This is a genomic window from Nonomuraea sp. NPDC049655 (genome assembly GCF_044465465.1).
Classification (GTDB): domain Bacteria; phylum Actinomycetota; class Actinomycetes; order Streptosporangiales; family Streptosporangiaceae; genus Nonomuraea.
Genome location: NZ_JBITLS010000007.1, coordinates 260,618 through 286,586, shown reverse-complemented (window position 1 = coordinate 286,586; position 25,969 = coordinate 260,618). Strand labels below are relative to the sequence as shown.

26 protein-coding genes are annotated in these 25,969 nt (G+C 73.3%); 17 read left to right on the top strand and 9 right to left on the bottom strand.

Translation table 11 applies throughout. The features are described 5' to 3' along the window. Positions 1–121: 121 nt before the first annotated feature. Complete coding sequence (locus tag ACIBQ6_RS24140; protein ID WP_358291919.1) at positions 122–973, bottom strand: glutamate ABC transporter substrate-binding protein; 852 nt, start codon at positions 971–973, stop codon at positions 122–124. A gap of 25 nt (positions 974–998) precedes the next feature. Continuing rightward, on the bottom strand, positions 999–1,754 hold the full coding sequence (locus ACIBQ6_RS24135; RefSeq protein WP_358291921.1) for an amino acid ABC transporter ATP-binding protein: 756 nt from the start codon (positions 1,752–1,754) through the stop codon (positions 999–1,001). A 137-nt stretch (positions 1,755–1,891) separates the two neighbouring features. Here ACIBQ6_RS24135 and miaB point away from each other — a divergent pair, with 137 nt between their 5' ends. After that, positions 1,892–3,385 (top strand): tRNA (N6-isopentenyl adenosine(37)-C2)-methylthiotransferase MiaB, encoded by a 1,494-nt coding sequence (gene miaB / locus ACIBQ6_RS24130; RefSeq protein WP_358291923.1) that lies wholly within the window; start codon positions 1,892–1,894, stop codon positions 3,383–3,385. 57 nt (positions 3,386–3,442) lie between these two features. Here the strand turns inward: miaB and ACIBQ6_RS24125 are convergent, their stop codons facing one another. Further along, positions 3,443–3,889 carry a hypothetical protein gene (locus ACIBQ6_RS24125; protein ID WP_387672331.1) on the bottom strand — a complete coding sequence of 149 codons (447 nt, stop codon included), beginning with the start codon at positions 3,887–3,889 and terminating at the stop codon, positions 3,443–3,445. 325 nt (positions 3,890–4,214) lie between these two features. Here ACIBQ6_RS24125 and ACIBQ6_RS24120 point away from each other — a divergent pair, with 325 nt between their 5' ends. The 3 genes from ACIBQ6_RS24120 to ACIBQ6_RS24110 all read left to right on the top strand — a co-directional run bounded on the left by ACIBQ6_RS24120 (position 4,215) and on the right by ACIBQ6_RS24110 (position 6,292). Beyond that, the gene (locus tag ACIBQ6_RS24120) at positions 4,215–4,754 is read left to right on the top strand and encodes a hypothetical protein (RefSeq protein ID WP_364343351.1); all 540 of its coding nucleotides are present in this window, start codon (positions 4,215–4,217) and stop codon (positions 4,752–4,754) included. Positions 4,755–4,835: 81 nt separating this feature from the next. Continuing rightward, positions 4,836–5,582, top strand: a complete 747-nt coding sequence (locus ACIBQ6_RS24115; protein WP_397214579.1) for an isocitrate lyase/phosphoenolpyruvate mutase family protein — start codon at positions 4,836–4,838, stop codon at positions 5,580–5,582. Between the two features lie 38 nt (positions 5,583–5,620). Next, positions 5,621–6,292 (top strand): hypothetical protein, encoded by a 672-nt coding sequence (locus tag ACIBQ6_RS24110; RefSeq protein WP_397214577.1) that lies wholly within the window; start codon positions 5,621–5,623, stop codon positions 6,290–6,292. Between the two features lie 22 nt (positions 6,293–6,314). Here the strand turns inward: ACIBQ6_RS24110 and ACIBQ6_RS24105 are convergent, their stop codons facing one another. Then, a complete protein-coding gene (locus ACIBQ6_RS24105) occupies positions 6,315–7,217 on the bottom strand; it encodes a ribonuclease Z (RefSeq protein WP_358291932.1) in 903 nt (300 codons plus the stop codon). Between ACIBQ6_RS24105 and ACIBQ6_RS24100 the strand changes: the two genes are divergently transcribed. The 12 genes from ACIBQ6_RS24100 to ACIBQ6_RS24045 all read left to right on the top strand — a co-directional run bounded on the left by ACIBQ6_RS24100 (position 7,216) and on the right by ACIBQ6_RS24045 (position 21,780). Further along, complete coding sequence (locus ACIBQ6_RS24100; protein WP_358291934.1) at positions 7,216–7,746, top strand: methylated-DNA--[protein]-cysteine S-methyltransferase; 531 nt, start codon at positions 7,216–7,218, stop codon at positions 7,744–7,746. The genes ACIBQ6_RS24105 and ACIBQ6_RS24100 overlap by 2 nt on opposite strands. Positions 7,747–7,786: 40 nt before the next feature. Further along, positions 7,787–8,692 (top strand): tRNA (adenosine(37)-N6)-dimethylallyltransferase MiaA, encoded by a 906-nt coding sequence (gene miaA / locus ACIBQ6_RS24095; RefSeq protein ID WP_397214575.1) that lies wholly within the window; start codon positions 7,787–7,789, stop codon positions 8,690–8,692. Positions 8,693–8,701: 9 nt separating this feature from the next. Further along, a complete protein-coding gene (gene dapF, locus ACIBQ6_RS24090) occupies positions 8,702–9,514 on the top strand; it encodes a diaminopimelate epimerase (RefSeq protein ID WP_358291937.1) in 813 nt (270 codons plus the stop codon). 52 nt (positions 9,515–9,566) lie between these two features. After that, on the top strand, positions 9,567–10,322 hold the full coding sequence (locus ACIBQ6_RS24085) for a hypothetical protein (RefSeq protein WP_358291939.1): 756 nt from the start codon (positions 9,567–9,569) through the stop codon (positions 10,320–10,322). 19 nt (positions 10,323–10,341) lie between these two features. Further along, positions 10,342–12,621, top strand: a complete 2,280-nt coding sequence (locus tag ACIBQ6_RS24080) for a tetratricopeptide repeat protein (protein WP_387672355.1) — start codon at positions 10,342–10,344, stop codon at positions 12,619–12,621. 1 nt (position 12,622) lies between these two features. Then, positions 12,623–13,381 (top strand): glucose 1-dehydrogenase, encoded by a 759-nt coding sequence (locus ACIBQ6_RS24075; RefSeq protein ID WP_358291943.1) that lies wholly within the window; start codon positions 12,623–12,625, stop codon positions 13,379–13,381. A gap of 26 nt (positions 13,382–13,407) precedes the next feature. Beyond that, positions 13,408–14,031 (top strand): GNAT family N-acetyltransferase, encoded by a 624-nt coding sequence (locus tag ACIBQ6_RS24070; protein ID WP_397214572.1) that lies wholly within the window; start codon positions 13,408–13,410, stop codon positions 14,029–14,031. Between the two features lie 82 nt (positions 14,032–14,113). Continuing rightward, positions 14,114–16,507, top strand: coding sequence for an FAD-dependent oxidoreductase (locus ACIBQ6_RS24065; RefSeq protein ID WP_397214812.1), 2,394 nt, complete (start codon positions 14,114–14,116; stop codon positions 16,505–16,507). Beyond that, positions 16,504–17,706, top strand: coding sequence for a sarcosine oxidase subunit beta family protein (locus ACIBQ6_RS24060; RefSeq protein WP_397214570.1), 1,203 nt, complete (start codon positions 16,504–16,506; stop codon positions 17,704–17,706). The genes ACIBQ6_RS24065 and ACIBQ6_RS24060 overlap by 4 nt, the downstream gene beginning before the upstream one ends. Continuing rightward, complete coding sequence (locus ACIBQ6_RS24055; protein WP_358291951.1) at positions 17,706–17,954, top strand: sarcosine oxidase subunit delta; 249 nt, start codon at positions 17,706–17,708, stop codon at positions 17,952–17,954. The genes ACIBQ6_RS24060 and ACIBQ6_RS24055 overlap by 1 nt, the downstream gene beginning before the upstream one ends. Then, a complete protein-coding gene (locus tag ACIBQ6_RS24050; protein ID WP_397214567.1) occupies positions 17,951–21,061 on the top strand; it encodes a 2Fe-2S iron-sulfur cluster-binding protein in 3,111 nt (1,036 codons plus the stop codon). Before ACIBQ6_RS24055 ends, ACIBQ6_RS24050 begins: the two co-directional genes overlap by 4 nt. A gap of 50 nt (positions 21,062–21,111) precedes the next feature. Next, positions 21,112–21,780, top strand: coding sequence for an HNH endonuclease family protein (locus tag ACIBQ6_RS24045; RefSeq protein ID WP_397160725.1), 669 nt, complete (start codon positions 21,112–21,114; stop codon positions 21,778–21,780). On the opposite strand, the gene ACIBQ6_RS24040 is transcribed toward ACIBQ6_RS24045, so the two are convergent. Both ACIBQ6_RS24040 and ACIBQ6_RS24035 read right to left on the bottom strand, forming a co-directional pair. Continuing rightward, the gene (locus ACIBQ6_RS24040; protein ID WP_397214565.1) at positions 21,767–23,026 is read right to left on the bottom strand and encodes a sensor histidine kinase; all 1,260 of its coding nucleotides are present in this window, start codon (positions 23,024–23,026) and stop codon (positions 21,767–21,769) included. The two genes, ACIBQ6_RS24045 and ACIBQ6_RS24040, sit on opposite strands and share 14 nt — an antisense overlap. Beyond that, positions 23,023–23,700: a response regulator transcription factor gene (locus tag ACIBQ6_RS24035; RefSeq protein ID WP_352322768.1), complete on the bottom strand. Its 678-nt coding sequence runs from the start codon at positions 23,698–23,700 to the stop codon at positions 23,023–23,025. The genes ACIBQ6_RS24040 and ACIBQ6_RS24035 overlap by 4 nt, the downstream gene beginning before the upstream one ends. A gap of 93 nt (positions 23,701–23,793) precedes the next feature. On the opposite strand from ACIBQ6_RS24035, the gene ACIBQ6_RS24030 reads away from it, so the two are divergent. Beyond that, entirely contained in the window at positions 23,794–24,204 is a 411-nt protein-coding gene (locus ACIBQ6_RS24030) for a hypothetical protein (RefSeq protein WP_397214563.1), read from the top strand. Between the two features lie 24 nt (positions 24,205–24,228). On the opposite strand, the gene ACIBQ6_RS24025 is transcribed toward ACIBQ6_RS24030, so the two are convergent. Genes ACIBQ6_RS24025 through ACIBQ6_RS24015 form a run of 3 tightly spaced genes read right to left on the bottom strand, consistent with a single transcriptional unit; the run spans position 24,229 to position 25,968 of the window. Further along, the gene (locus ACIBQ6_RS24025; RefSeq protein ID WP_352322770.1) at positions 24,229–24,441 is read right to left on the bottom strand and encodes a DUF2277 domain-containing protein; all 213 of its coding nucleotides are present in this window, start codon (positions 24,439–24,441) and stop codon (positions 24,229–24,231) included. A 4-nt stretch (positions 24,442–24,445) separates the two neighbouring features. Then, a complete protein-coding gene (locus tag ACIBQ6_RS24020; RefSeq protein WP_358291960.1) occupies positions 24,446–25,186 on the bottom strand; it encodes an IclR family transcriptional regulator in 741 nt (246 codons plus the stop codon). A gap of 38 nt (positions 25,187–25,224) precedes the next feature. Continuing rightward, entirely contained in the window at positions 25,225–25,968 is a 744-nt protein-coding gene (locus ACIBQ6_RS24015) for an IclR family transcriptional regulator (protein ID WP_397161071.1), read from the bottom strand. Position 25,969 lies beyond the last annotated feature (1 nt).

Here is a 25,969-nt window from a genome sequence, read left to right as displayed (position 1 = left end):
CAGCCTTTTGCACCCCCACCCCCCCTGGGCGGGGGGGGGCTTGTCGTTTTTTAGAACACCCAGGGGCCCCCCCCGCTTCGGGCGGGGGGGGGGGGCCCCCCGCCCCCCGCCTCTGGCGTGACTAGCTGCAGCCCTCGGCCGGGGGCGCGGTCTCCGACAGCTTCAGGCCCTCGATGCCGCCGAACCACTTCTCCAGCAGCTGCTTCATGGTGCCGTTGTCCCAGATCTTCTTCACCGCGGTGTTGACGGCCTCACACGTCTTGGTGTCGCCCTTCTTCAGGCCGATGCCGTACTTCTCGTCGGTGAAGCCCTGGCCGAGCACCTTGAAGTTGCCGCCGGCCTGCTTGGCGAAGCCCGCCAGGATCAGGTCGTCGGTGGTGACGGCGTCGAGGTTGCTGCCCGACAGCTTCTGCACGCACTCGGAGTAGTTGGCCGCGTCGACGGTCGTGGCGTCGATGTCGAGCTTGCCGTCCGGGGGCGGGTCGGTGACGCGCTTGTAGGAGTTGGAGCCGGCCGCCTTGCAGATCTTCTTGCCCTTGAGGTCCTGCGGGGCGTTGATCGCGGCGTCGTCCTTGCGGACCATGATGTCCTGGTGCGCGATCACGTACGGGCCGCCGAAGGACACCTTGGCCTTGCGCTCCTCGGTGATGGAGTACGTGGCGAAGACGATGTCGACGGTGCCGTTCTGGAGGAAGGGCTCGCGGTTGGAGGAGGCCGACTCCTTCCACTCGATCTGCGCGTCCTTGCCGCCGTTCATCTCCTTCAGCACGGCCTTGGCGACGTCGACGTCGAAGCCCTCCGGCTCCGACCCCTTCTTCAAGCCCAGGCTCGGCTGGTCCCACTTGGTGCCGACCACGACCTTGCCGCCGTCCTGAACCTTCTCCAGGACGCTGGCGTAGGTCTTGTCACCGCCGCAGGCGGCCAGGGCGGCGAGCATGCCCACTCCCGTGACCACCGCTCCCAAACGACGCATGTGCATGTATACCTGCCTCAAAATCTCAGTGCGTGAGGATCTTCGAAAGGAAATCACGCGCGCGGTCGGTCTGCGCGTTGGTGAAGAACTCGTCGGGGGTGTTCTCCTCCACGATCTGCCCGTCCGCCATGAAGACCACCCGGTTGGCGGCCCGGCGGGCGAATCCCATCTCGTGCGTGACGACCATCATCGTCATGCCGTCACGTGCCAGCCCGATCATCACGTCGAGCACCTCCTGGACCATCTCCGGGTCCAGGGCCGAGGTGGGCTCGTCGAAGAGGATCATCTTCGGGTCCATGGCCAGCGCACGTGCGATCGCGACCCGCTGCTGCTGGCCGCCGGAGAGCTGGGCCGGGTACTTGTCCGCCTGCGCGGCGATGCCCACCCGTTCCAGCAGCTCCATGGCCCGCGCGTCGGCCGCCTGGCGGTCCTTGCGGCGCACCTTGATCGGGCCGAGCGTGACGTTCTCGCGGATGGTCTTGTGCGCGAACAGGTTGAAGGACTGGAACACCATGCCGACCTCGGACCGCAGCCTGGCCAGCCCCCTGCCCTCCTCGGGCAGCACCTGGCCGTCGAACACGATCCTGCCGTCGTCGATCGTCTCCAGGCGGTTGATCGTCCGGCACAGCGTGGACTTTCCGCCGCCCGAAGGCCCGATGACCACCAGAACCTCGCCACGAGAGACGGTCAAGTTGATGTCCTTCAGGACGTGCAACGCCCCGAAGCGCTTGTTGACGCCCTCCAACTGAACGAGTGGAGTGGCGTCGCCGTTCTCCGTCATGGACCAAAACGGTAGAGGTCATTAAGACGCTGGTCACTAACCAGGTGGTACCGATCCGGTCACATCGAGCCGTCAAGCTGGTGTTTTAGACGGGGGCGGCTGCCGCGAGCCGGACAACGACTACCCTTGAACCTGCCATGACTGTGACCCAGGAGAGCGCCCGCACGTACGAAGTGCGCACATACGGGTGCCAGATGAACGTGCACGACTCCGAGCGCCTTTCCGGCCTGCTGGAAGACGCCGGCTACGTGCCGGCCCCCGACGGCCGGACGGCCGACGTCGTCGTGTTCAACACGTGCGCCGTGCGGGAGAACGCCGACAACCGCCTTTACGGAAACCTCGGCCACCTGCGGCCGGCCAAGATGGACAACCCGCGCATGCAGATCGCGGTGGGCGGCTGTCTGGCCCAGAAGGACCAGGGCGAGATCGTCCGCAAGGCGCCCTGGGTCGACGTCGTCTTCGGCACCCACAACATCGGATCCCTGCCGGTGCTGCTGGAGCGGGCCCGGGTGGCCGGCGAGGCGCAGGTCGAGCTGAAGGAGTCGCTGGAGGTCTTCCCCTCCACGCTGCCCACCAAGCGCGAGTCGGCCTACGCGGCGTGGGTCGCGATCTCGGTCGGCTGCAACAACACCTGCACGTTCTGCATCGTGCCCTCGCTGCGCGGCAAGGAGAAGGACCGCCGTCCCGGCGACGTCCTGTCCGAGGTGCGCACGCTCGTCGGCCAGGGCGTCCTGGAGGTGACGCTGCTCGGCCAGAACGTCAACACCTACGGCGTCGAGTTCGGCGACCGGCTGGCCTTCGGCAAGCTGCTGCGCGCCTGCGGCGACGTCGAGGGCCTGGAGCGGGTGCGCTTCACCTCGCCCCACCCGGCCGCCTTCACCGACGACGTCATCGCCGCCATGGCCGAGACGCCCAACGTCATGCACCAGCTGCACATGCCGTTGCAGTCGGGCTCCGACCGCGTGCTGAAGGCCATGCGCCGCTCCTACCGGGCCGAGCGCTACCTCGGCATCATCGAGCGGGTGCGGGCCGCCATGCCCGACGCGGCCATCTCGACCGACATCATCGTCGGCTTCCCCGGCGAGACCGAGGACGACTTCCAGGCCACCCTCGACGTCGTCCGGCAGAGCCGCTTCGCCAACGCCTTCACCTTCCAGTACTCCATCCGTCCGGGCACCCCGGCGGCCACCATGGAGGACCAGATCCCGAAGGAGGTCGTCCAGGAGCGTTACGAGCGCCTGGTGGCCCTGCAGGAGGAGATCTCCTGGGAGGAGAACAAGAAGCAGGTCGGCCGCACGCTGGAGGTGCTGGTCGCCGAGGGCGAGGGCCGCAAGGACGACGCCACGCGCCGCCTGTCCGGCCGCGCCGCCGACAACCGGCTCGTGCACTTCGCGGTGGGCGAGGAGACCCCGAGGCCCGGTGACATGGTCACCGTCGAGGTCACCTACGCCGCCCCCCACCACCTGGTCGCCGACGGCGCGGTCCGGGCGGTGCGGCGCACGCGGGCCGGCGACGCCTGGGAGGCGCGCCAGGGCGCCCCGGCGAAGGGGCCCGGCGTGCTGCTCGGCATGCCGTCCGTCGGCCGCCCGGCGGCTCCCGCCCCGGCCGCCGGAGCCTGCTCGGCCCACTGAGCCACCGCGTTCCGACACCCCGCCGCTCCTTCGGGACGGCGGGGTGTCGCGCGTGGGTCAGCGCCTGAGACGGTCGAGGAAGCTGTAGCACGGCTGCCGGCGGAAGTCGTCGAACGTGGCGCACGGGTCGGGGCCGCCGGCCCGTACGGAGGGAGGCGGCGGCGGGGGAGGCGCCTGACGGTCCGGCTCGGGGACGACCCGTTCCCTGGGCGGCGCCTGCGGGGACGCGTGCGGAGCCGGACGGCGTACGGCGGCCCGCCGGGACGGACGCGGCGGCGCGACCAGCGGCGGACGCGTGGGAAGCGCCCTGGGAGCGAGCGGCGACGACAGCTCGCCCTTCACCGGCCTGCCCTTTCCCGGGGAGTTCGAGGGCTCGCCCGGCTCCGGCTCCGCCGTCGTGGGCCGGTCGGGCGCCGGCACGGCCTCCATCCAGCCCGGCGACCAGGGGCCGGGCGACCAGGGGCCCGCCGACGGGGTGGGCGGCGCCGGGGACGGCTCGGCCACCGGCGAGCCCGCGATCTGCGAAGGAAAATACGATCTTGGGATAAGCGGTGTTTCCTGATCGAATTCACGGCGGATTTGCGGGCGCGATTCCGGAGAACTGGTGAATGCGAGGAAAATCCCGAGCCCGGCCGTGACGAGTACCCCGGCCGCCCCGGCCGCGGCGCCCAGCCGGGGACGGCCACCTGGGCAAACAGATCTTTGGGGGGACAAGTCGTGATTCCTTTGTGATTGGTGTGCGAGCATTCCGCTGATGCGGCTAGTGTGGTCCATCACCCGCGGAAGCCGGCGAGCTTTCCCCGATACGACCGCAGGGAGCTGCACCACCATGCATGATCCGACCGAGACGGATCGTCAGGAGATCCTCTCCGGGCCGGGCTCGTCCCCGAGACCCCCGGGCAAGAGCAGGAAGACCGCCGTCATCGCCGCGTTCGCCCTCGTGGGCGTGCTCGCCGCGGGCGGCGCCGGCTACCTGCTGGCGGCCAAGCCCGGCCAGAGCACCCAGCAGGAGCAGGGCTCCGGCCGCCCGTCCCCGGCCACGAGCGCCGGCGACGAGGTGTTCGAGGCCGACGAGGACGCCACCATGGGCGACGCCACCACCGACGCCCCCGACGACGGCCTGCCCACCGACGGCTCCGACGACTCCGCCATGGGCGACGCCGTCACGGACACGGGCGGCGGCTCCGACCCCGCCGACAAGGGATCGACCGGTTCCGACGGCACCGGCGGCACCGGCGGCACGACGCAGACGGGCACCGGCAAGAAGCCCGGCACGCCGTCCGCCAAGGCCCCGCAGCCGGACGGCGACAATCCCGCCGACGGCCCCGCTGGGGTGCTCAGCGGCCAGTGCGCCAAGAGCGGCTGCTGAGACACCGCCCCCAAGTGGCTCGCCCTTTCCGGCCGGTAATGGATCTGCTGGAGAGCCGGCGGTCCTCGTAGGGTGCCGGGCATGACGACTGACAGAGCGGCCACGTTGCGACGGCTGCACGTGCCCGGCAGCCCGCTGATCCTGCCCAACGTCTGGGACGCCGCCTCGGCGCGCGCGGTCCAGGAGGCCGGGTTCCCGGTGGTGGCCACCGGCAGCGCGGCCGTCTCCCGCGTGCTGGGGTACGCCGACGGCGAGAGCACGCCGGTCGGGGAGATGATGGCTGCCATCGCCCGCATCGCCAGGGCCGTGGACGTGCCCGTGACCGCCGACGTCGAACGCGGTTACGGGCTCGCGCCGGCCGAGCTGGCCGAGCGGCTGGCCGAGGCGGGGGCGGTGGGCTGCAACGTGGAGGACTCCGACCCGCGCACCGACGAGCTGGTCGACGCCGGGGAGCAGGCGGACTTCCTGGCCGGCATGCGGGCGGCCGCGGGCGACGCCCTGGTGATCAACGCCCGGGTCGACACCTACGTGCGGGGCCTGCGCGACCGGGCGGCGGCGGTGTCGCGCGGGCGGCGTTACCTGGAGGCCGGGGCCGACTGCGTGTACCCGATCACGCTGGCGGACGAGGGCGAGATCGCGGCCCTCGTCGCCGAGGTGGGCGGGCCGGTGAACATCCTGTTCCGGCCGAAGGCGCCGTCGTACGCGCGGCTGGCGGAGCTGGGGGTGGCCAGGATCAGCTTCGGCGGCGGCCTCCACCAGGCGGCCCACGCCTACACCCAGGGCCTGCTCGCCGCCATCGCACAAGGCCACGACCCCTACACGACCTGACCGCCAGGTTGGGGCGGGTGGCGCGTACGCTTGCGCTCGTGCTTGTCGCCGCGGCCGTCTGCCCGCAAACCCCGCTGATCGTGACCGGGCTGCCCGAGCTGCGCGCGGCCTGCCGTACCGCGGTCGCCGCGCTCCGGGCCGCCCGTCCCGACGTGCTGGTCGTGGTGGGCGGCGCGGAGACGACCCGCTCCTACGACGGCGCCGCGGCGGGCACCCTGCGGCCCTGGGGCTTCGACATCACGGTGGGCGAGGGCCGGCCCGTGCTGCCGCTGTCCCTGACCGTCGGCCGCCGCCTCCTGAACGACCCCGAACAGCCCCCCGCCACCGACGCCGACGGGGTTCCCGGGCAGGCGGTCGCCTTCGATGCCGCTCCGGCCGAGTGCCGGGCGATCGGTGCCGGCCTGGCCGCCCTCGGGCGGGTCGCGCTGCTGGTCATGGCCGACGGCTCGGCCTGCCTGACCCCGCGGGCCCCCGGCCGGTACGACGAGGCGGCGGGGCCGTACGACGACCTGATCGCCGAGGCGGTCGGCAGGGCCGACGCGGCGGCGCTGGCCGCGCTCGACCCCGTCGAGGCCGACCGGCTGTGGGTGACCGGCCGCGCGGCCCTCCAGGTGCTGGCCGGCGCCGCCGAGGGGACGCCGCTGACCGGCACGCTGCTCATGCGGTCGTCGCCCTACGGCGTCGGCTACTTCACGGGCGTGTGGCGCTGACGAGGCGGCGCCGGAAGGCGCGTCAGGCCTGGGGGCGGCGGGGGACGGGGATGCGCATCAGGTCGCGGGCGGTGATCACTTCGCCGTCGTAGCTGCGGCGTACCTCCGCCACGAACGCCGGCTCCTCGGCGAACCCGTACCGCTCGGAGAAGTGCGTGAGCACCAGCCTGCGCACCCCCGCGTCGGCCGCCACCACGCCCGCCTCGAACGCCGTCAGGTGCCCGTACTCCTTGGCCAGCGCGCTCTCGGCGGACAGGAACGTCGACTCGATCACCAGCAGGTCGGCCCCGAAGGCCAGCTCGAACACGGCGTCGCACAGGCGGGTGTCCATGACGAACGCGGCGCTCTGCCCCGGTCTGGGCTCGCTGCACTCGGCGAGCGTGACGCCCCGGACCGAGCCGGTGCGCTGGAGCTCGCCGACCTCCGGGCCGCGGATGCCGTGGCGGGCCAGCCGGTCGGGAAGCATGCGGCGGCCGGGCGGCTCCTGGACGCGGTAGCCGTACGACTCGACGGGGTGGGACAGGCGGCGGGCGATCAGCGGCCCCACCCCGGCCAGCGCGCCGGAGACCGGATGCTCCTCGATCACCTTCGTGTCGGCGAACGCGGCCGCGTGCCGCAGCCTGCGCCAGTACGTCTCGCCGGCGGCGGGGAAGACCGCGCGCACCGGATGGCGCACCCGGTCGCGGGCGATGCGCTGCACGACACCGGGCACGCCCAGGCAGTGGTCGCCGTGGAAGTGGGTCACGCACAGCCAGTGGACGTCGTTCGCGCTCAGCCCGGCGTGCAGCATCTGCCGCTGCGTGCCCTCGCCCGGGTCGAAAAGGTAGCCTTGCCCGTCCCAGCGCAGAAGGTACCCGTTGTGGTTACGGTGTCGGGTGGGCACCGCGCTGGAGGTGCCCAGCACCACGAGTTCACGTGAGGACATGATGACCACGCAGTCCACGCTGTCCACGGTCGCGTTCGCCGAGGTGCCGACGCCGGTCGGCCCGTTCGTCCTGGCCGTCACCGAGCGCGGGCTGGTCGCCTCGGGATGGGGGTCGCCCGCCGGACTGGCCGGCCGGCTCGGCCTGGCTGAGGTTCATGATGCGGATCGTACGGCCTGCGCGGTCGCCGAGCTGAACGCTTATTTCGCCGGCGAGCTGCGCACGTTCAGCACCCCAGTGGACTGGCGGCTGATGACCGGCTCCCGGCTGCAGGTGCTCCAGGCCCTGCACCGCGTGCCGTACGGCACCGCCGTCACCTACGGCGAGCTGGCCCGGCGCGCCGGGTCGAGCGTGCCCGCCCGCGGCATCGGCTCAATCATGGGCTCCAACCCGATCCCCATCATCGTGCCCTGCCACCGGGTGGTCGCGGGCAACGGGCTGGGCGGGTTCAGCGGCGGCGTGGGGGTGGAGACCAAGCGCTGGCTGCTGACCCACGAGGGATACCTCCAGCCGACGCTCCTCGACCTGTAGGTGGTCCGTCCACACCCGGACAGTTGACACACTGGTCGGTGTGCGCCAGCAGCCAGTCATCGCCGTCGTGGGCCCCACGGCGGCCGGGAAGTCCGATCTCGCCGTCGACCTCGCGCTCCGGCTCGGGGGCGAGTGCGTCAACGCCGACTCCATGCAGCTCTACCGCGGCATGGACATCGGCACGGCCAAGCTCACCCCCGCCGAGCAGCGCGGCGTCCCGCACCATCTGCTGGACATCTGGGACGTCACGGTCACGGCCAGCGTCGCCGAGTACCAGCGGCTGGCCAGGGAGCTGTTCGCGAAGATCGACGTCCCGGTGCTGGTGGGCGGCAGCGGCCTCTACGTCCGGGCGGCCCTCGACGACCTGGAGTTCCCCGGCACCGACCCGGTGATCAGGGCCCGGCTGGAGGCGGAGCTGGCCGAGCGCGGCCCGGCCCCCCTGTACGAGCGGCTGCGCGAGCTCGACCCGCCCGCCGCCGAGGCGATCCTGCCGAGCAACGGCCGCCGCATCGTGCGCGCGCTGGAGGTGATCGAGCACTCCGGCCGGCCGTTCTCGGCCACCATGCCGTCCTACGACGCCGTCTATCCCAGCGTGCAGCTCGGCCTGGAGGTGCCGCGGCCCGTGCTCGACGAGCGCATCGAGCTGCGGGTCGAGCGCATGTGGGCGGCGGGCCTGGTCGAGGAGGTCCGCGCGCTGCTCGGGCGGGGCCTGGCCGAGGGGCGCACGGCGGGCCGCGCGCTCGGTTACGCCCAGGTCATCCGGTTCCTGGAGGGGGAGTGGACCGAGGAGCAGGCGTTCGCCGAGACGGTCAGGGCCACCAGGCGCTTCGCCCGCCGCCAGGAGTCGTGGTTCCGCCGCGACCCGCGGGTGCGCTGGCTCCCGTACGACGCCCCCGACCTGCTTGAACGATCCCTGGCGCACATCGCCGACCCGGGTGCGGCATAAACTCAGGCAATGCGGTTTCTCAAGGGGCACGGCACCGAGAACGATTTCGTCATCCTGCCCGATCCCGACGACGGCGTGGAAGTGACGGCCGCGCTCGTGGCCAAGATCTGTGACCGGCGGGCCGGGATCGGCGCCGACGGCGTGCTCCGGGTCGCCAGGACCAAGCAGCACGCCGAGGTGGCCGAGCAGGCCGCGGTGGCCGACTGGTTCATGGACTATCGCAACGCCGACGGCAGCGTCGCGGAGATGTGCGGCAACGGCGTACGCGTCTTCGCCCGCTACCTGGTGGACGCGGGGCTGGTGGAGGGGACGGAGTTCTGCCTGGCCACCAGGGGCGGCCCGCGCCGGGTCCGGGTCGAGCCCAACGGCGACATCACGGTCGACATGGGCAAGCCGGCCGTGCTGGGCGAGAGCATGGCGGGCGTCGGCGGACACGAATACACCGGTCTCCACGTCGACATGGGCAACCCCCACCTGGCCTGCGCGATCGGCGACCCGGTCGTCCAGCTCGACCTCAGCCACCAGCCCGGCTTCGACACCGGGGTGTTCCCGGCGGGCGTCAACATCGAGCTGTTCAACCCGGTCGGCGTCAGCCGCGTGGTGATGCGGGTCTACGAGCGCGGCTCGGGCGAGACGCGGTCCTGCGGCACCGGCGCCGTGGCGACCGCCGTGGCGGCCGCGCACATGTCCGGCGACACCACCGGCACCTGGACCGTCGAGGTCACCGGCGGCTCGCTGACCGTCATCCTCGACGAGGACACGAGCTACCTGTCCGGCCCGGCGGTGATCCTGGCGAGCGGCGAGCTGATGCTTGCAGAATGATGTTCTCCTGAGGGATGCTGGGTCCACTTTCCGAACCGAGGAGGGGTTGAGGATGGCGGACCCGCGTACCACGGCGGTCCAGGTCAAGGCGCCGATCGGCCAGTACGGCGGCGGCTTCATGGTCTCCCGCGAGGCCAAGGCCGTCTGCGAGCAGCACGGGCTCGGCCCGCGCGAGCTGTACTTCCGCGGGCGCTGCGGGGTGCTCGGCGAGTGCCACGCCGACGTGGTCACCTCGGTGGCGGTCTTCTTCCCCGCCGCCCACGTCGAGGAGAGCTGGAACGGCGGCAGGAAGATGCCCGTCGAGCAGGCCGTCGAGCTCTACACCGAGGCGTGCAGGCAGTGGGGCCGGCGCAAGCTCGGCGGTCACGACGGCTGCGCCCGGATCGCCGAGCTGCTCGAACCGGTCGTCGCGCAGGCCTCGCCGGTGGGCGCGCCGCTGTTCGCCGGCTGGCGGGCGGTGCCGCTGCCGGACGACCCGCCCGCGCGCGCCGTCCAGCTCATGCACGTCGTGCGCGAGCTGCGCGGGGGCCTGCACGCCAACGCCGTGCTCGCGGCCGGCCTGCACCCCCTGGAGGCCACGCTCGCCGCCGTCCACGACACCACCCCCTTCGGCTACGCCGACGGCGTGACGATCGCCAGGTTCTTCACCTGGCCCGAGCCCTACGCCACCCCCGGCCCCGACGTCGTGGCGCGGCGGGCCCAGGTCGAGGAGACCACCGACGACCTGATGGCCCCGGTCTTCTCGGTCCTGCGCGACAACGAATCGGACGAGCTGATCGAGCTTCTGCGTTTTGGGCACGCTCGTTGACCTGGCAGACTGACTGCCCATGGACGTGGACATCTGGGCCTGGGTCGGCGAAACCCAGCAGCAGCTTTCCGAGGCGGGCAACGTTGGCCTCGCCATGGCGCTGGGAGACCTTCCCGCACAGGCCTACGAGGGCCGGTATCCGCAGCTCGACGTGATGGCCCCGGCCATCGCCCAGCAGGCCGAGACGCTGGAGCTGCCCTGGCTGGAGTTCTACGCCCGCTACTGGCACCTCATGGGCCGCATCGGCGACCGGGCCCAGGGCGCGGTGGCCATCGACGACGCGCGGCAGCTGCTCACGTTCGCCCAGCGCGAAGACGTGCGCGACTGCCCGGCCACCCCGGCCGCCGTCGAGGCGATGGCCGTCGTGTGGGCCAACACCGACGGCCCCGGCTACGCCGGTGACCGCCTGGAGACGGTGGGCGCCTTCCTGGAGGGCATGAGCCCGGAGCGGCCCGCCTTCAGCGGCCTGGTCACCCAGTACGTCGCGGCGCTCGTCGACGCGGGCAAGGCCGGCGAGGCCGTCGCCTACGCCGAGTCCGCGGTCGAGCGGCTGCGCACGGCCGGTCGCGAGGCGAGCTGGGAGCTCGGCGCCGAGGGCGCCCGCGCCCTGCTGGCCGCCGGCCGGGCCGACGACGCGCTGGCCGCCCTGCAGGCCGCCGCCGACTTCGCCCCCGACGACCCGCCCGCCAAGGCCCACCGCGAGGGCGTGCGCCGCGCGCTCATCCTGGCCGAGCTCGGCCGCACGGCCGAGGCCGTCGACGCGCTGCCCGACCTCGACGTGGTCGGCGAGCACCCGCGGGTCTTCGTCGAGTGGTCGCGCGCGGTCGCCAAGCTGGCCGGATCCTCCCAGATCACCAACACCTGGCAGCTCGGCCGGGTGCTGCGCCAGTGGATCGACTACTTCGGCATGATGGGCGGCTACCGCGCCCGCGTCGAGCTCGCGCTGGTCGCGGGCGAGCTGGCCCTGGCCAGGAACGGCGTGTGGCAGGCCCGCCTGCTGGCCGACCTGGCCGAGTCCGGCGCGGCGGAGCTGCGCGGCGAGACCGGCGACCTGACCGAGCGCGTCGCCGCGCTGCGGGCCGCCGCCGACGCCACCTCCGAGCCCGCGGCCCCCGGGCCCCTGACCGAGCGGGTCGGCCTGTTCGACGCCGCCGACGGCTTCAACGCCGACCCCGAGAAGTGGGTGGGCTGGCTCGCGCCGCTGTCCGGGCAGGACCTGGAGGCCACCCGCCGCCACACCACCACGCTCGGCTTCCTCGGCTTCCCCGCGGCGGGCGCCGACATCTACTGGAAGCTGCTGGTCGACTCCGGCGACATCGCCTCGGCCGACCCCGACGACATCGCCTATCTGACCACCCTGCTCATCGAGGCCCGCCAGGACGAGCGCCTGGAGCAGATGGCCGCGCTGCTGCCGCACGCCGCCCAGTACCTCGCGCTGGCCAGGCTCCACAGCGCCCGCGAGCGCTGGCCGGAGACGCTCGACGCCGCCGAGCACGCGGTCGCGGCCGGGGCCGGCATCGAGGCCAGGCGCCTGCTGTCCGGCGCCGCCCAGCAGCTCGACCACAACGACAGGGCCGCCGGCGTCCTGGCCGAGGTGCTCGACGAGCTGACCGACGAGGACGTCTGGCGCATGGTCGTCATGGCCACCTCGGCGGAAGACTGGGACACCGTGCGCAAGGGCGCGGCCAAGATCGGCATGCCGATCAAGTCCAAGCAGGGCCCGATCGAGGAGGAGATGGGCCTGATCCGGCTCATCCTCCCGGCCCCCGACGGCGGCCAGCGCCAGGTGTTGTCCATCCGCACCGGCCCGGCCACCGCCCGGCTGGCGCTGCCGCAGCCGCGCGGCATGGACTACAACGCCGGCGACCTGGTCGTGTTCGACCCGCAGCTGCTGGAGCCCGTCCCGGAAGACCCGCAGGAGCAGCAGAACTTCGTGCCGCCGTTCGCGGCCGTGCGCATCCTGCGTCCCGGCGGTTACACCAGCTACTTCTTCGACGGCGCCGCGCCGAGCGAGGAGGACTGGGCGGAGTTCACCGAGGTCATGGCCGAGCGCGGCTGGCCGATGTGGGTCTACAGCGACGAGAACTACACCGTCACCCACCCGACCAGCGGCGAGTCGCTGCCGGGCGTGTTCGGCTGGGTCGCGGTGCCGCCGGACGTGTCGGCCGCCGAGGTCGACGCCCTGCTCGACGACGCCACCGAGCGCTGGGTGCACCCGCTGGCCTGGCTCGACCTGGCCCGCGAGATCGACGTCGAGGTCGAGCGGCACGAGCGCATCGTCAAGGAATACGGGCTCTGACGTGCTGGAGCGCTTCAGCCTCGACGGCAAGGTCGCCATCGTCACGGGCGCGTCGTCGGGGCTGGGCGTGGCCTTCGCCCGCGGGCTGGCCGAGGCCGGCGCCGACGTCGTGATCGGCGCCCGGCGCGCGGACCGGCTGGCGGAGACCGGGCGCCTGGTCGAGGAGACCGGGCGCCGCTGCCTCCCGGTCCCGACCGACGTGGCGGCGCCGGAGGAGTGCGACGCGCTGGTCGCCGCGGCCGTGGCCGAGTTCGGGGCGGTCGACGTGCTGATCAACAACGCGGGGGTCGGCACCGCCGTGCCCGCGCTGCGCGAGCGGCCCGAGGAGTTCCGCCGGGTGGTGGAGATCAACCTGCACGGCACGTACTGGATGGCGCAGGCGTGCGCGCGGGTGATGCGGCCGGGCTCGTCGATCGTGAACATCGGCAGCATCCTCGGCGCGACCACCGCCGGGCTGCCGCAGGCCGCCTACAGCGCGTCGAAGGCGGCCGTGGCCGGGCTCACCCGCGACCTGGCCCAGCAGTGGACGGCCCGGCGCGGCATCCGGGTCAACTGCCTGGAGCCGGGGTTCTTCGCCTCGGAGATGACCGAGCAGTACCCGCCCGGCTACCTGGAACGCATGCTGGAGCTGCGGGTGCCGATGAAACGGCCCGGCGACCCGGCCGAGCTGGTGGCGGCGGCGGTCTTCCTGGCCTCCGACGCCTCGTCGTACGTCACCGGTGTCACGCTGCCGGTGGACGGCGGCATCCTGATCACCTAGACGGTCCTTCTAGTACGTTGTCGGGAATGACCGCCCCCTTCGTACGTTCCTACCGTCCGGCCGATCTGGCCGCCGTCTACGACATCTGCGTGCGCACGGCCGACGCCGGTGGCGACGCCCGCGGCCAGTACGCCTCCGACCTGCTCATGGGCGACATCTTCGCCGCCCCCTACGTCACCCTGGAGCCCGAGCACGCCCACGTCGTGGACGACGGCACGGGTCAGGCCGTCGGCTACGTCGTGGGCACCGCGGACACGGCGGCGTTCGTCCGCCGCTACCGCGAGGAGTGGATCCCGGCGTCCGCGGCGCGCTGCCCCCTTCCCGCCGACCCGCCGGTCACGGCGGACGACGTGATGCTCGCCCTGCACCACCGGCCCGAGCGCATGCTGGTGCCCGAGCTGGCCGGCCACCCCGCCCACCTGCACATCGACCTGCTGCCCGACTGGCAGGGCAAGGGCTGGGGACGCCGGCTCATGAGCGCCTTCGTCGACGGCCTGCGCGCCGCCGGGGTGCCGCGGCTGCATCTGGGGATGGTCAGCACGAACGCGCCCGCGCGGGCCTTCTACGACCGGCTCGGCTTCGCGGAGCTGGCGGTGGCCGACGCCGGGCCGGTGACGTACCTGGGACGGGACACCTCGCCGCTCGGCTAGCTCTTGTCCGCGGGGAGCCAGGGCCTTATGTTCGTTGCGTAGTCCGGTGCGTGTTGCGTATTAAGGAACAACCGGAGGCGTGATGGGTCGGCCGCGCGTGGTGATCATCGGAGCCGGGATCGTGGGGTGCGCGGTGGCCGACGAGCTCACCGAACGCGGCTGGAGCGAGGTCACCGTGGTGGAGCAGGGCCCGCTCTTCGCCGCGGGCGGCTCCAGCTCGCACGCCCCCGGCCTGGTCTTCCAGACGAACCCGTCCAAGACCATGACCGAGTTCGCCGCCTACACCGTGCGCAAGTACACCGCCCTCGGCGCGCACTGCTTCCGGCAGGTCGGTGGCCTTGAGGTGGCCACCACCCCCGAGCGCTGGACCGACCTGCACCGCAAGCTCGGCTGGGCGCAGTCGTGGGGCGTCGAGGGCCGCCTGCTGGACGCCGCGCAGTGCGCCGAGCTGTGGCCGATGCTGGACCGCGACCGGGTGCTGGGCGGCTTCCACGTGCCGAGCGACGGCCTGGCCGCCGCCGTGGCCTGCGGCGAGACGCAGGCGGCGCGGGCCACCGAACGCGGGGCGCGCTTCCTCGGCGGGCACACCGTGACCGGCGTCGAGCAGCAGGGCGGCCGGGTCACCGGCGTCTCCTGCCTGGCCGCGGGGGAGTACCGGACGATCCCGGCCGACGTGGTCGTGTGCGCGGCCGGATTCTGGGGCCCGTCGATCGGGGAGATGGCCGGGCTGACCGTGCCGCTGCTGCCGCTGGCCCACCAGTACGCGAAGTCCGCCCCCCTGCCCCCGCAGCCCGAGGGCCCCATCCTGCGCCACCAGGACCGCGACCTGTACGCCCGGCAGCACGGCGACCGCATCGGCATCGGCTCCTACGCCCACCGCCCCATGCCGGTCGCCCAGCACGAGATCGGCTCCAAGGGCACCACCATGCCCTCGGTCCAGGCGTTCACCGAGGAGGACTTCGAACCCGCCTGGCGCGACGCCGCCGAGCTGCTGCCCGCCCTGGCCGGCTCCAAGTACGAGGACGGCATCAACGGCGTCTTCTCCTTCACCGCCGACGGCTTCCCGCTGATCGGCGAGGCGCCGCACCTGGACGGGTTCTGGCTGGCCGAGGCCGTCTGGGTGACGCACTCGGCCGGGGTGGCCAGGGCGGTCGCCGAGCTGCTGGTGACCGGCCGGTCGCAGGTGGACCTGCACGAGTGCGAGCCGGCCAGGTTCGAGCAGGCGCAGCTGTCGCCCGCCTACGTCGAGGAGCGCGGCAGGCAGAACTTCGTCGAGGTCTACGACGTCATCCACCCGTTGCAGCCCATGGAGTCGCCGCGGCCGATGCGGACCAGCCCGTTCCATCCGCGTCAGGTGGAGCTGGGCGCGTACTTCCTGGAGTCGGCCGGATGGGAGCGGCCGCACTGGTTCGAGGCGAACGAGCCGCTGCTCGCCGGACTCGAAGAGCCGCGGATCGGCGCCGACCGGCGGGACGCGTGGGCCGGTCGCCACTGGTCGCCCATCGCGGCCGCCGAGGCGTGGGCCACCCGCGAGCGGGTCGCGCTCTACGACATGACCTCGCTCAAGCGCATCGAGGTCAGCGGTCCGGGCGCGGCGGCCTTCCTCCAGCACATGACCACCAACAACGTGGACAAGAAGCCCGGCACGGTCACCTACACCCTGCTGCTGGACGCCGGCGGCGGCATCCGCTCCGACCTCACGGCGGCGCGGCTGGCCGAGGACAGGTTCCAGCTCGGCGCGAACGGCAACCTCGACCTCGACTGGCTGACCCGGCACGCCCCCCGCGGGGTGCACATCAGGGACATCACGCCCGGCACCTGCTGCGTCGGCGTGTGGGGGCCGCAGGCCAGGGAGCTGGTGCAGGGGCTCACGGACATGGACCTGTCCAACGAGGGCTTCCGCTACTTCACCTGCCGGTCCGGGTACGTCGGGCAGGTCCCGGTGCTCGCGATGCGCGTCTCGTACGTGGGCGAACTGGGGTGGGAGCTCTACACCGGCGCCGACATGGGACTCAAGCTGTGGGACACGCTGCGGTCCGCCGGGACGCCGGTCGCGGGCGGGCGGGCCGCGTTCAACAGCCTCCGGCTGGAGAAGGGGTACCGGCTCTGGGGCGTGGACATGACCACCGAGCATGACCCGTACGAGGCGGGGCTGGGCTTCGCGGTCAAGGAGGACAAGGACTTCCACGGCCGCGACGCGCTGCGCGCCGAACCGTCGCGCAGGCTCGTGCCGCTGCTCAGCGCCGAGGTGGTCATGGGCAAGGAACCGGTCTGGCACGCCGGCCGCGTCGCCGGGTACGTCACCAGCGCCGCGTACGGGCACACCATCGGCCGTCCGATCGCCTACGCCTGGCTGCCGGCCGAGCTGGCAGGACCGGGGACGCGGGTGGACATCTCGTACTTCGGCCGCCGCGTGCCCGCGGAGGTCGCCGCCGAGCCGCTGTTCGACCCCCGGATGGAGAAGATCAGACGTTGACCCACCCCGGCTTCCTCTGGCGCAACCCCGATCCGCGGCCCTCCTACGACGTGGTCGTCGTGGGCGGCGGCGGGCACGGCCTGGCCACCGCCTACTACCTGGCCAGGAACCACGGCCTGACGAACGTCGCCGTCCTGGAGAAGGGCTGGCTGGCCGGCGGCAACATGGCCCGCAACACCACCATCATCCGCTCCAACTACCTGTGGGACGAGAGCGCCGCCCTCTACGAGCACTCGCTGAAGCTGTGGGAGGGCCTGAGCGCGGAACTGGACTACGACCTGCAGTTCAGCCAGCGCGGCGTGCTCAACCTGGCGCACAACCTGCACGACGTGCGCGAGGGCAGGCGGCGGGTCAACGCCAACCGGCTCAACGGCGTGGACGCCGAATGGCTGGACGCCGACGAGGTCAGGAAGTTCTGCCCGATCGTCAACGTCTCCGGCCGGGCCCGCTACCCCGTCCTGGGGGCCACCTTGCAGCGGCGCGGCGGCATCGCCAAGCACGACCACGTCGCCTGGGCGCTGGCCCGCCAGGCCGACTCGTACGGCGTGGACCTGATCCAGGGCTGCGAGGTGACCGGGTTCGAGATCACCGGCAACCGGGTGACCGGCGTGCGCACCTCGCGCGGGCCCATCGCGGCGGGCACGGTGGCGCTCGCCTCGGCCGGGCACACCTCGGTCCTGGCCGAACGGGCCGGGATCCGGCTGCCGCTGCAGTCGCACCCGCTCCAGGCGCTGGTGTCGGAGCTGCTGGAGCCGGTGCTCGACTGCGTCGTCATGTCCAACGCCGTCCACGTGTACGTCAGCCAGGCGCACAAGGGCGAGCTGGTCATGGGGGCGGGCATCGACGCGTACAACTCCTACGGACAGCGCGGCGGGTGCCACGTGATCGAGGCGCAGATGGCGGCGGCCCTGGAGCTGTTCCCGCTGTTCAGCCGGGTCCGCGTGCTGCGGACGTGGGCCGGGATCGTGGACGTCTCGCCGGACGCCTCCCCGATCATCGGCGCCACCCCCGTGGACGGCCTCTACGTCAACGCCGGGTGGGGCACCGGCGGCTTCAAGGCGACCCCCGGCTCCGGCTGGGTGTACGCCGACACGATCGCCAACGGCCGGCCGCACCCGCTGGCCGAGCCGTTCGCGCTGGAGCGGTTCACCACGGGCGCGCTCGTGGACGAGCACGGCGCGGCGGCGGTGGCTCACTGATGCTGCTGCTCGACTGCCCCCACTGCGGCCCCCGCGACGAGACCGAGTTCCACTACGGCGGCCAGGCCGGGATCCCCTACCCGCAGGCCCCCGGCGAGCTGTCCGACCAGGAGTGGGCCGCCTACGTATTCCTGCGCGACAACCCCAAGGGCTGGTTCCGCGAACGCTGGTTCCACACGCACGGCTGCCGGACCTGGTTCACCGTCGAACGGCACACGGTCACGCACGAGATCAGGAAGGCGCCATGAGGTTCACCTTCGACGGCCGTCCCCTCCAGGGGGAGCCGGGCGACACGCTGGCCGCCGCGCTGCTGCGCAACGGGGTGCGGGTGGTGGGCCGGGGCGTGGAGTCCGGCCGCCCGCGCGGCGTCTTCTCGGCCGGCCCCGAGGAGCCGAACGCCCTGGTCCGCGTGGGCGCCGACCCGATGCTGGCGGCCACGACGGTGGAGCTGTACGAGGGGCTGGAGGCGTGGAGCCTGCGCGGCAAGGGCCGGGTGGACCTCGACGCGGCCGACGACCGGCGCTGCGACAAGGGCTACCTGCACTGCGACGTGCTGGTGGTCGGCGGCGGCCCGGCCGGGCTGGCGGCGGCCGCCGCGGCGCGCGCGGCCCGGGTGATCCTGCTCGACGACCAGCCCCGCCTCGGCGGCGACCTGCTGAACAGCCGGGTGCTGCTCGACGGGGCGCCCGCGCTCGACTGGGTGGACTCGCTCGACCTGTCCGGCGTGCGGGTGCTCACCAGGACCACGGCCGTCGGCTACCACGACCACAACTACGTGGTGGCCGTCGAGCGGCGGGCGCGCGGCGAGCGGCTGTGGCACATCAGGGCCCGCCGGGTCATCCTGGCGACCGGCGCCCACGAGCGTTCGCTCGCCTTCCCCGGCAACGACCGGCCCGGCGTCATGCTGGCCTCGGCCGCCCGCGCCTACGCCAACCGGTACGGCGTGCTCCCCGGCCGCCGCGCGGTCGTCCTGGCCTGCGCCGACTCCGGCTACGAGGCCGCCGCGGACCTGCGCGCGGCCGGCGTGGAGATCGCCGCCATCGTCGATCCGCGCCCCGCAGGACTCACCCCCGACGCCCTGGCCGGGCAGGTGATCACCGGCACCACGGCCGGCGCGGACGGCGTGCTGACCGGCGTGCGGGTGGGGGAGCGGCACATCGAGGCCGACCTGCTGGCCGTGGCGGGCGGCTGGAACCCCGCCGTTCACCTGTTCAGCCAGTCGCAGGGACGGGTGCGCTTCGACGAGGGGTTGCAGGCGTTCGTCCCGGACGTCTCGGCGCAGGCCGAATGCTCCGCAGGCGCCTGCCGCGGCCGGTACGGCACCCGCGAGGCCATCGCCGACGGCCACGCCGCCGGCCGGGAGGCCGCCGGATCCGCCGCCCGCGAACTCCGCGTGCCCGACTGCGACGAGCGCCCCCCGCGGCCACCCGCGGCGTTGTGGCTGGTCGAGGGGGACGGCGACGAGCCCGCCTTCGCCGACCTGCACCGCGACGTGACCGTGGCCGACCTGGCCAGGGCGACCGGCGCCGGGATGCGGTCGGTCGAGCACGTCAAGCGCTACACCACCGCGGGCACCGGCGCCGACCAGGGCAAGACGTCGGGGACGGTCGTCGTGGGCGTGATGTCGGCGCTGCTCGGGACCGCGCCGGGGCAGGTGGGCACGACCACGTTCCGGCCGCCGTACACGCCGGTGTCGTTCGCGACGCTGGCCGGGCGCGACCGCGGCGCGCTCTCCGACCCGGTCAGGACCACCGCCATGCACGCCGCGCACGTCGCGGCGGGCGCGGTGTTCGAGGACGTCGGCCAGTGGAAACGCCCCCGCTACTTCCCGCTGGACGGCGAGACCATGGAGGCCGCCGTGGCGCGCGAGTGCCGGGCCGCCCGCACCTCCGTCGCCGCCATGGACGCCTCCACCCTGGGCAAGATCGACATCCGGGGCGCGGACGCGGGCGCGTTCCTGGACCGGATCTACACCAACCTGTACTCCACGCTCGCCGTCGGCGCCTGCCGCTACGGGCTCATGTGCCGGGCCGACGGCATGGTGTTCGACGACGGCACCACGGCCAGGCTCGCCGACGACCACTACCTGATGACCACGACCACCGGCAACGCCGCCGCGGTGCTCGACTGGCTGGAGGAGTGGCGGCAGACCGAGTGGCCGCAGCTCGACGTCTCCTTCACCTCGGTCACCGACCACTGGGCGACGGTCGCCGTGGCCGGCCCCAAGGCACGGCGGGTGATCGCCGCCGTCGCGCCCGGCGCGCTCGGCCTGCCCTTCATGCGGTACGCCGAGACGGACGTGCTCGGCGTGCCCGGCCGGGTGTTCCGGATCAGCTTCTCCGGCGAGCTGGCCTACGAGGTCAACGTGCCCTGGCCGTACGGCAGGGCGTTGTGGGCGGCCGTGCTGGAACTGGGCGCGGTGCCGTACGGGACCGAGGCGATGCACGTGCTGCGGGCCGAGAAGGGGTTCGCCATCGTCGGCCAGGAGACCGACGGCACGGTCACGCCGCACGACCTCGGCATGTCGTGGATCGTCTCCGCGCGCAAGCCCGACTTCGTGGGCAAACGCTCGCACGCCCGCCCCGACACCGCCCGCGAGGGCCGCAAACGACTGGTCGGCCTGCTCGCCGACGACCCCGCGACGCCGATCGAGGAGGGCGCCCAGCTCGTCAGGGGCGGCCCGGGTGCGCCCATGCTGGGACACGTCACCTCCGGCTACGCCAGTGCGGCGCTCGGCCGGACGTTCGGGCTGGCCATGGTCAGGGACGTCGTGCCCGGGGACCGGCTCACGGCGGTGTCGGGGACGGCGGCCACCGGCGTGACGGTCGTCGAGCCGGTCCTGTACGACCCGGGCAACACCCGCCGCGACGGCGACCCCCTGGAGGAGGACGCGCCCGCGGCACCCGGGGGCGTTCCGGCGCGGGAGAGCCCGGCGGCGGCGTTCGCCGACCGGTTCGCGGCGGCGAGCGGGCCGTCGGTGCGGCTGCGCGAGCTGCCGTTCGAGCCGATGTGGGAGGTCAGGGGCGCCGATCCCGGCGTGGGGCTGCGGCTCGGCCCGTCGTGGTGGCTGGTGACCGGGGACGCCGCGCCGGGGCCCGGCTGGGTGGACGTCTCGGGGCAGCGGACGGTCCTGGAGCTGTCCGGGCCGATGGCGGAGGACGTCCTGATCACCGGCTGTCCCGTGGACCTGCATCCCGACGTGTTCCCCGGGCACGCGCAGACCCTGCTGGGCCGGGCCTCGGTGATCCTGGAACGGCGGGCGACCGGCGAGTACCGGATCCACGTCAGGTCGTCGTTCACCGCGTACCTGGCAGAGTGGCTCTTGGACGCCCTTTTAGCGTATAAGACCATTTAGGGGTACTTGCTATACCTAGACTTTACGAAAACCGAAGTCTGGGGGATCACGTGCGCACACGGGCGTTCACGGCCGGTCTGGCCATGGTGACGATGCTGGCCGGCTGCGGCGGCCTGGAGGCGCAGTCGGGCGGCCCGGACCCGGCCAAACCGGACTCCGCGTCGGTCTCGGACGCCCGCAAGAAGCTGGACAAGCTCAAGGTCAAGGGCCGAGCCCCGCGCACCGGCTTCGACCGCGACGAGTTCGGCCCCGCCTGGGCCGACGTCGACCACAACGGCTGCGACACCCGCAACGACATCCTCAAGCGCGATCTGAAGGACGAGACGTTCAAGTCGGGCACCCACGACTGCATCGTCCTCACCGGCACCCTGGACGACCCCTACAGCGGCAAGACCATCAAGTTCAAGCGCGGCCAGGACACCAGCACGGCCGTCCAGATCGACCACCTGGTGCCGCTGTCGGACGCCTGGCAGAAGGGCGCGCAGCAGTGGTCGCCCACCAAGCGCAAGGAGTTCGCCAACGACCCGCTGAACCTGCTGGCGGTGGACGGCCCGCTGAACAACCAGAAGAGCGACTCCGACGCGGCCACCTGGCTGCCGCCGCGCAAGGCGTACCGGTGCGCCTACATCGCCCGCCAGATCGACGTGAAGAGCAAGTACGACGTCTGGATCACCGACGGCGAGAAGAGCGCGATGGAAGGCATACTCAAGGACTGCTGAGAGCCCCGCCGGGGGCGGTCAGCGTCAGCTCCACGCGGGCCCCGCCGCCCTCGGGCGCCGAGACGGCGAGCGTGCCGCCGCACGACTCGGCGGTGCGCCGCGCGATGTCCAGCCCCAGGCCGGTCGAGCCGCCCCCGCTGATCCCCCGCTCCAGCGCCCCCGGGTCGAACCCCGGCCCCGAGTCCTCGACGACCAGCAGGGCCCCGGCCGGCCGGGACGACAACCGCACGGCCATGGCGGTCCCCTCAGGGGTGTGCGCGAACACGTTGCCGAGCAGCGCGTCCACGCACGCGGCCAGCTCCTCGCCGCCGACGGCGACCGGCGCGGGCGCGTCGGGCAGCGACACCGACACCGGCCGCCCCTGGTCCTCGGCCAGCACCGACCAGAACCGCACCCGCTCGCGCACGACCTCGGCCGCGTCGCACGAGCCGCGCCCGGCCGAGCGCCGCCGCGCCTCGGTGATGACCGCGCTGACCGCCCGCTCCAGCGCGTCCACCCTGTTCTGGACCCGGGCGGCCTCCTCCGGGTCGCGCAGCGACTCGGCCTCCAGCCGCAGCCCGGTCAGCGGCGTGCGCAGCCGGTGGGACAGGTCGGCGACCGACTCGCGCTCGGCGGCCAGCAGGTCGCCGATGCGCCCGGCCAGATGGTTGAGCGCCAGCGCCACCGACCGCACCTCCGGCGGCCCGCCCGGCTCGGCCCGCGCGCTCAGGTCGCCGCCGGCCAGCCGGTGCGACACGCGGGCCAGCCCGACCACGGGCCTGGTCACGGCCAGCGCCAGCCGGTCGGCCAGCACGATGCCGAGCACCATGAGCCCCAGCCCGAGCACGAGCAGCGCCAGCCAGGCCGCCCGCACGCCGTGCGTCAGCTCGTCGTCCGGCACGAACACCCTGATCACGGCCGTGCCGTCGGGGGACTGCGCCGAGACCAGCACCTCCCGGCCGCCGGGGGCGGCGGCGGTCACGCTGCGGCCCGTCGCGGCCAGCCGCACGGCGTCGGAGCGGGCGGCGGGCGCGCCCATCGTGCCCCCGCCGGGCAGGAACACCGTCACCCGCCGCGGCACCTGCTCGACGGCCAGCGGCAGGTCGGGCGTGCCGACCGCGACCGCGACGGACTCGGCGGCGGCGGTGGCCCGGCTCATCGCGCCGTTCTCGGCCACCGTGCCGATCAGCAGCGCCATCGGCACCAGCAGGGCGATCAGCACGAGCGACGTCGTCGCCGCCACCAGCAGCGCCAGCCAGCGCCTCACGACGGCCCGACCAGCTTGACCCCTACGCCTCTGACGGTGTGCAGGTAGCGGGGCTCGGCCGCGGTCTCGCCGAGCTTCCTGCGCAGCCACGACAGGTGCACGTCCACGGTCTTGTCGGCGCCGCCGTACGGCAGCCGCCACACCTCCGTCAGCAGCTCGCGCTTGGTGACCACCTCGCCGGGCCGGGCCGCGAGGAAGTGCAGCACGTCGAACTCGCGCGGGGTGAGGTCGAGGGACACCCCGTCGAGCGTGGCCGTGCGCGCCCGGGGATCGACCCGCAGCCCGCCCACGGCCAGCGGCTCCGGCGCGGCCTCGCCCGCGCGCCGCAGGACCGCCCGCACCCGGGCGTCGAGCTGCCGGGCGCTGTACGGCTTGACCACGTAGTCGTCGGCCCCCGCGTCCAGGACGGGCACCATCTCGGCGTCGCCGTCGCGGGCGGTCGCCACGATCACCGGCACCCGGCTCACCGCCCGCAACATGCGCAGCAGCTCGACGCCGTCGAGGTCGGGCAGGCCCAGGTCGAGCACGATCAGGTCGGGACGGTCCTGCACGGCCAGCCGCAACCCCTCCAGCGCGGTCGGGGAGGAGGAGACCGCGTGGCCGAGATCGCGCAGGCCCCGGCTCAACGACGTCCGGATGGTCACGTCGTCCTCGATGAGCAGGATGTCAGCCATATACCCAAACCGTAGACGGTCCGTGGTGATGCACCGGGCATCGTTAGCGTCGCCTTAACCTGCGCTTAGCCGTACGTGGGGGAGGGTGGGAGCGTGAAGCGTCTCGTGCTGGCCTGGGCCGTCACCGCGGCGGCCGCGACCGGGGCGGCCGTGGCCGTGCTCGGCCTGCTCGGAACCGGGGTGACCGGCACGTCCAGCCGCGTGCTCAGCGGGCCGGAGGTGCGCGCCGCGCTCTCCACCGCCACCGCGCGCGCCGCCACGCCCGTGCCGCGGACGTCCGCGCGCGCCCAGGACCGGCTCATGCGCACCGAGGCCGGCACGGTGATCGCCTCCTGCTCCGGCGGCCTGGTCACCCTGCGCTCCTGGAGCCCGGCCCAGGGCTACTCGGTGGACGGCGTCCAGCCCGGCCCGGCCCGCGAGGCGAAGGTCGAGTTCGAGCCGGAGGACGGCGAGGAGGTCGAACTCAAGATCTTCTGCAGCCCCGACGGCCCCGCCACCCGCTGACCGGCCCGCCGGGGCGCGGACGGGTCACCGGCCTCCGCGGACTTCCAACGCCCCCAGCAGTTCCTCGGACGCCCTGGTGATCGCCTCCACGGCCCGGTCGAACGCCTCGGCGTTGTGGGCGGCCGGGGCGCGGAATCCGGAGATCTTCCTGACGTACTGGAGCGCGGCGGCCCGCACGTCGTCCTCGGTCACGCTCTCGGCGTACGGCGGCCGCAGGGTCTTGATGCTTCTGCACATGGTCTCAACGGTAATAGCCGATGCGCTGGCTTATCTCCCTCGCGCCCGCGGCCAGCAACTCACCGACCTCGGGCAGCCGCTCGGGCGTGAGCCGGTACGACGGCCCGGACGCGCTGACCGCGGCCACCACCGAGCCGTCGGCCCCCCTGATCGGCGCCGCCACCGCGTTCAGCCCGACCTCCAGCTCCTCCACCGTGGCCGCCCAGCCGCGCCGCCTGATCTCCTCCAGTCCCAGGCCGTCCGGGGAGGTGACGGTGCGCGGGGTGTAGCGCTCCAGCTCGCCGGCCAGGCGCAGGGCGCCGAAGGCGAGCAGCACCTTGCCGCTGGAGGTGGCGTGCGACGGGGTGCGCTGGCCGACCCAGTTGTGGCCGCTGATCGCCGCCGGGCCGCGCACCTGGCTGATGTTGACCGTGTCGCCGTCCTGGGGGACCGCGATGTTGACGGTCTCGCCGACCGCCTCGGCCAGCCGCAGGCAGACCTCGCGGCCCTCCCTGGACAGGTCGAGCTGGGCCGTGGCCGCGCCGGCCAGCCGTACGACGCCGAACCCCAGCCGGTAGCGCCCCCGGTCGCCGCTCTGCTCCACCAGCCCGCCCTGCTCCAGGGCGGCCAGCAGCCGGAACGCGGTGGACTTGTGCACGTCGAGCTCGACCGCGAGGTCCGTCACCCGGGTGGCGCCCTCGCGGGCCAGGATCTCCAGGATCGCGATGGCCCGGTCGACGGACTGAACCGTCGTGCTGTTGCTCACAGCGCAACAGAATAGCCGCCGGAGCCGGATGGCAGGCGCTACTTCGACGAGGCCGGGGCGAGCTCGCGGCCGAAGTCGGCGGCGATCCTCCGCATGCCCTCGGCCAGCTCGTCGCGGTCGAGGGCGTCGATGCGCTCGGCCGGCCCCGACACCGACATCGCGGCCACCACCCGCTCGCCGTCCCGGACGGGCACCGCCAGGCAGTGGACGCCCAGCTCCTCCTCGCCCAGGTCCGTCGCGTAGCCGCGTTCCTTGACCCGGCCGAGCTCGGCCAGCATGCCGGCCGCGTCGGTGATCGTGTTCGGGGTGCGCCGCGGCATGCCCGTACGCTCGAACACCGCCATCGCCTCCGCGGCCGCCCGCCCGGCCAGCAGCGCCTTGCCCACGGCCGTGCTGTGCGGCAGCACCCGCCTGCCGACCTCGGCGAACATGCGCAGCCTGCGCGGCGAGGGCACCTGCGCCACGTAGACGACGAAGTCGCCTTCGAGCACCGCCAGGTTCGCCGTCTCGCCGGACAGCTCCACCATCCGCGTCAGGTACGGCTGCGCCCACCCGCCCACCATGCTCTCCGCGATGCCGCCCAGGCGGACCAGCCCGCCGCCCAGCGCGTACCGGCGGTCGGACTCCTGGCGCACGTAACCGCGGGCGAGCAGCGTCTGCAGCAGCCGGTGGATGGTCCCGTACGGCAGGCCCGTCCGCGCCGCGATCTCTGACAGCCCGGCCTCGCCGCCGTGCTCGGCCAGCGCCTCCAGCACGTCGAGCGCCCGCTCGACCGACTGCACG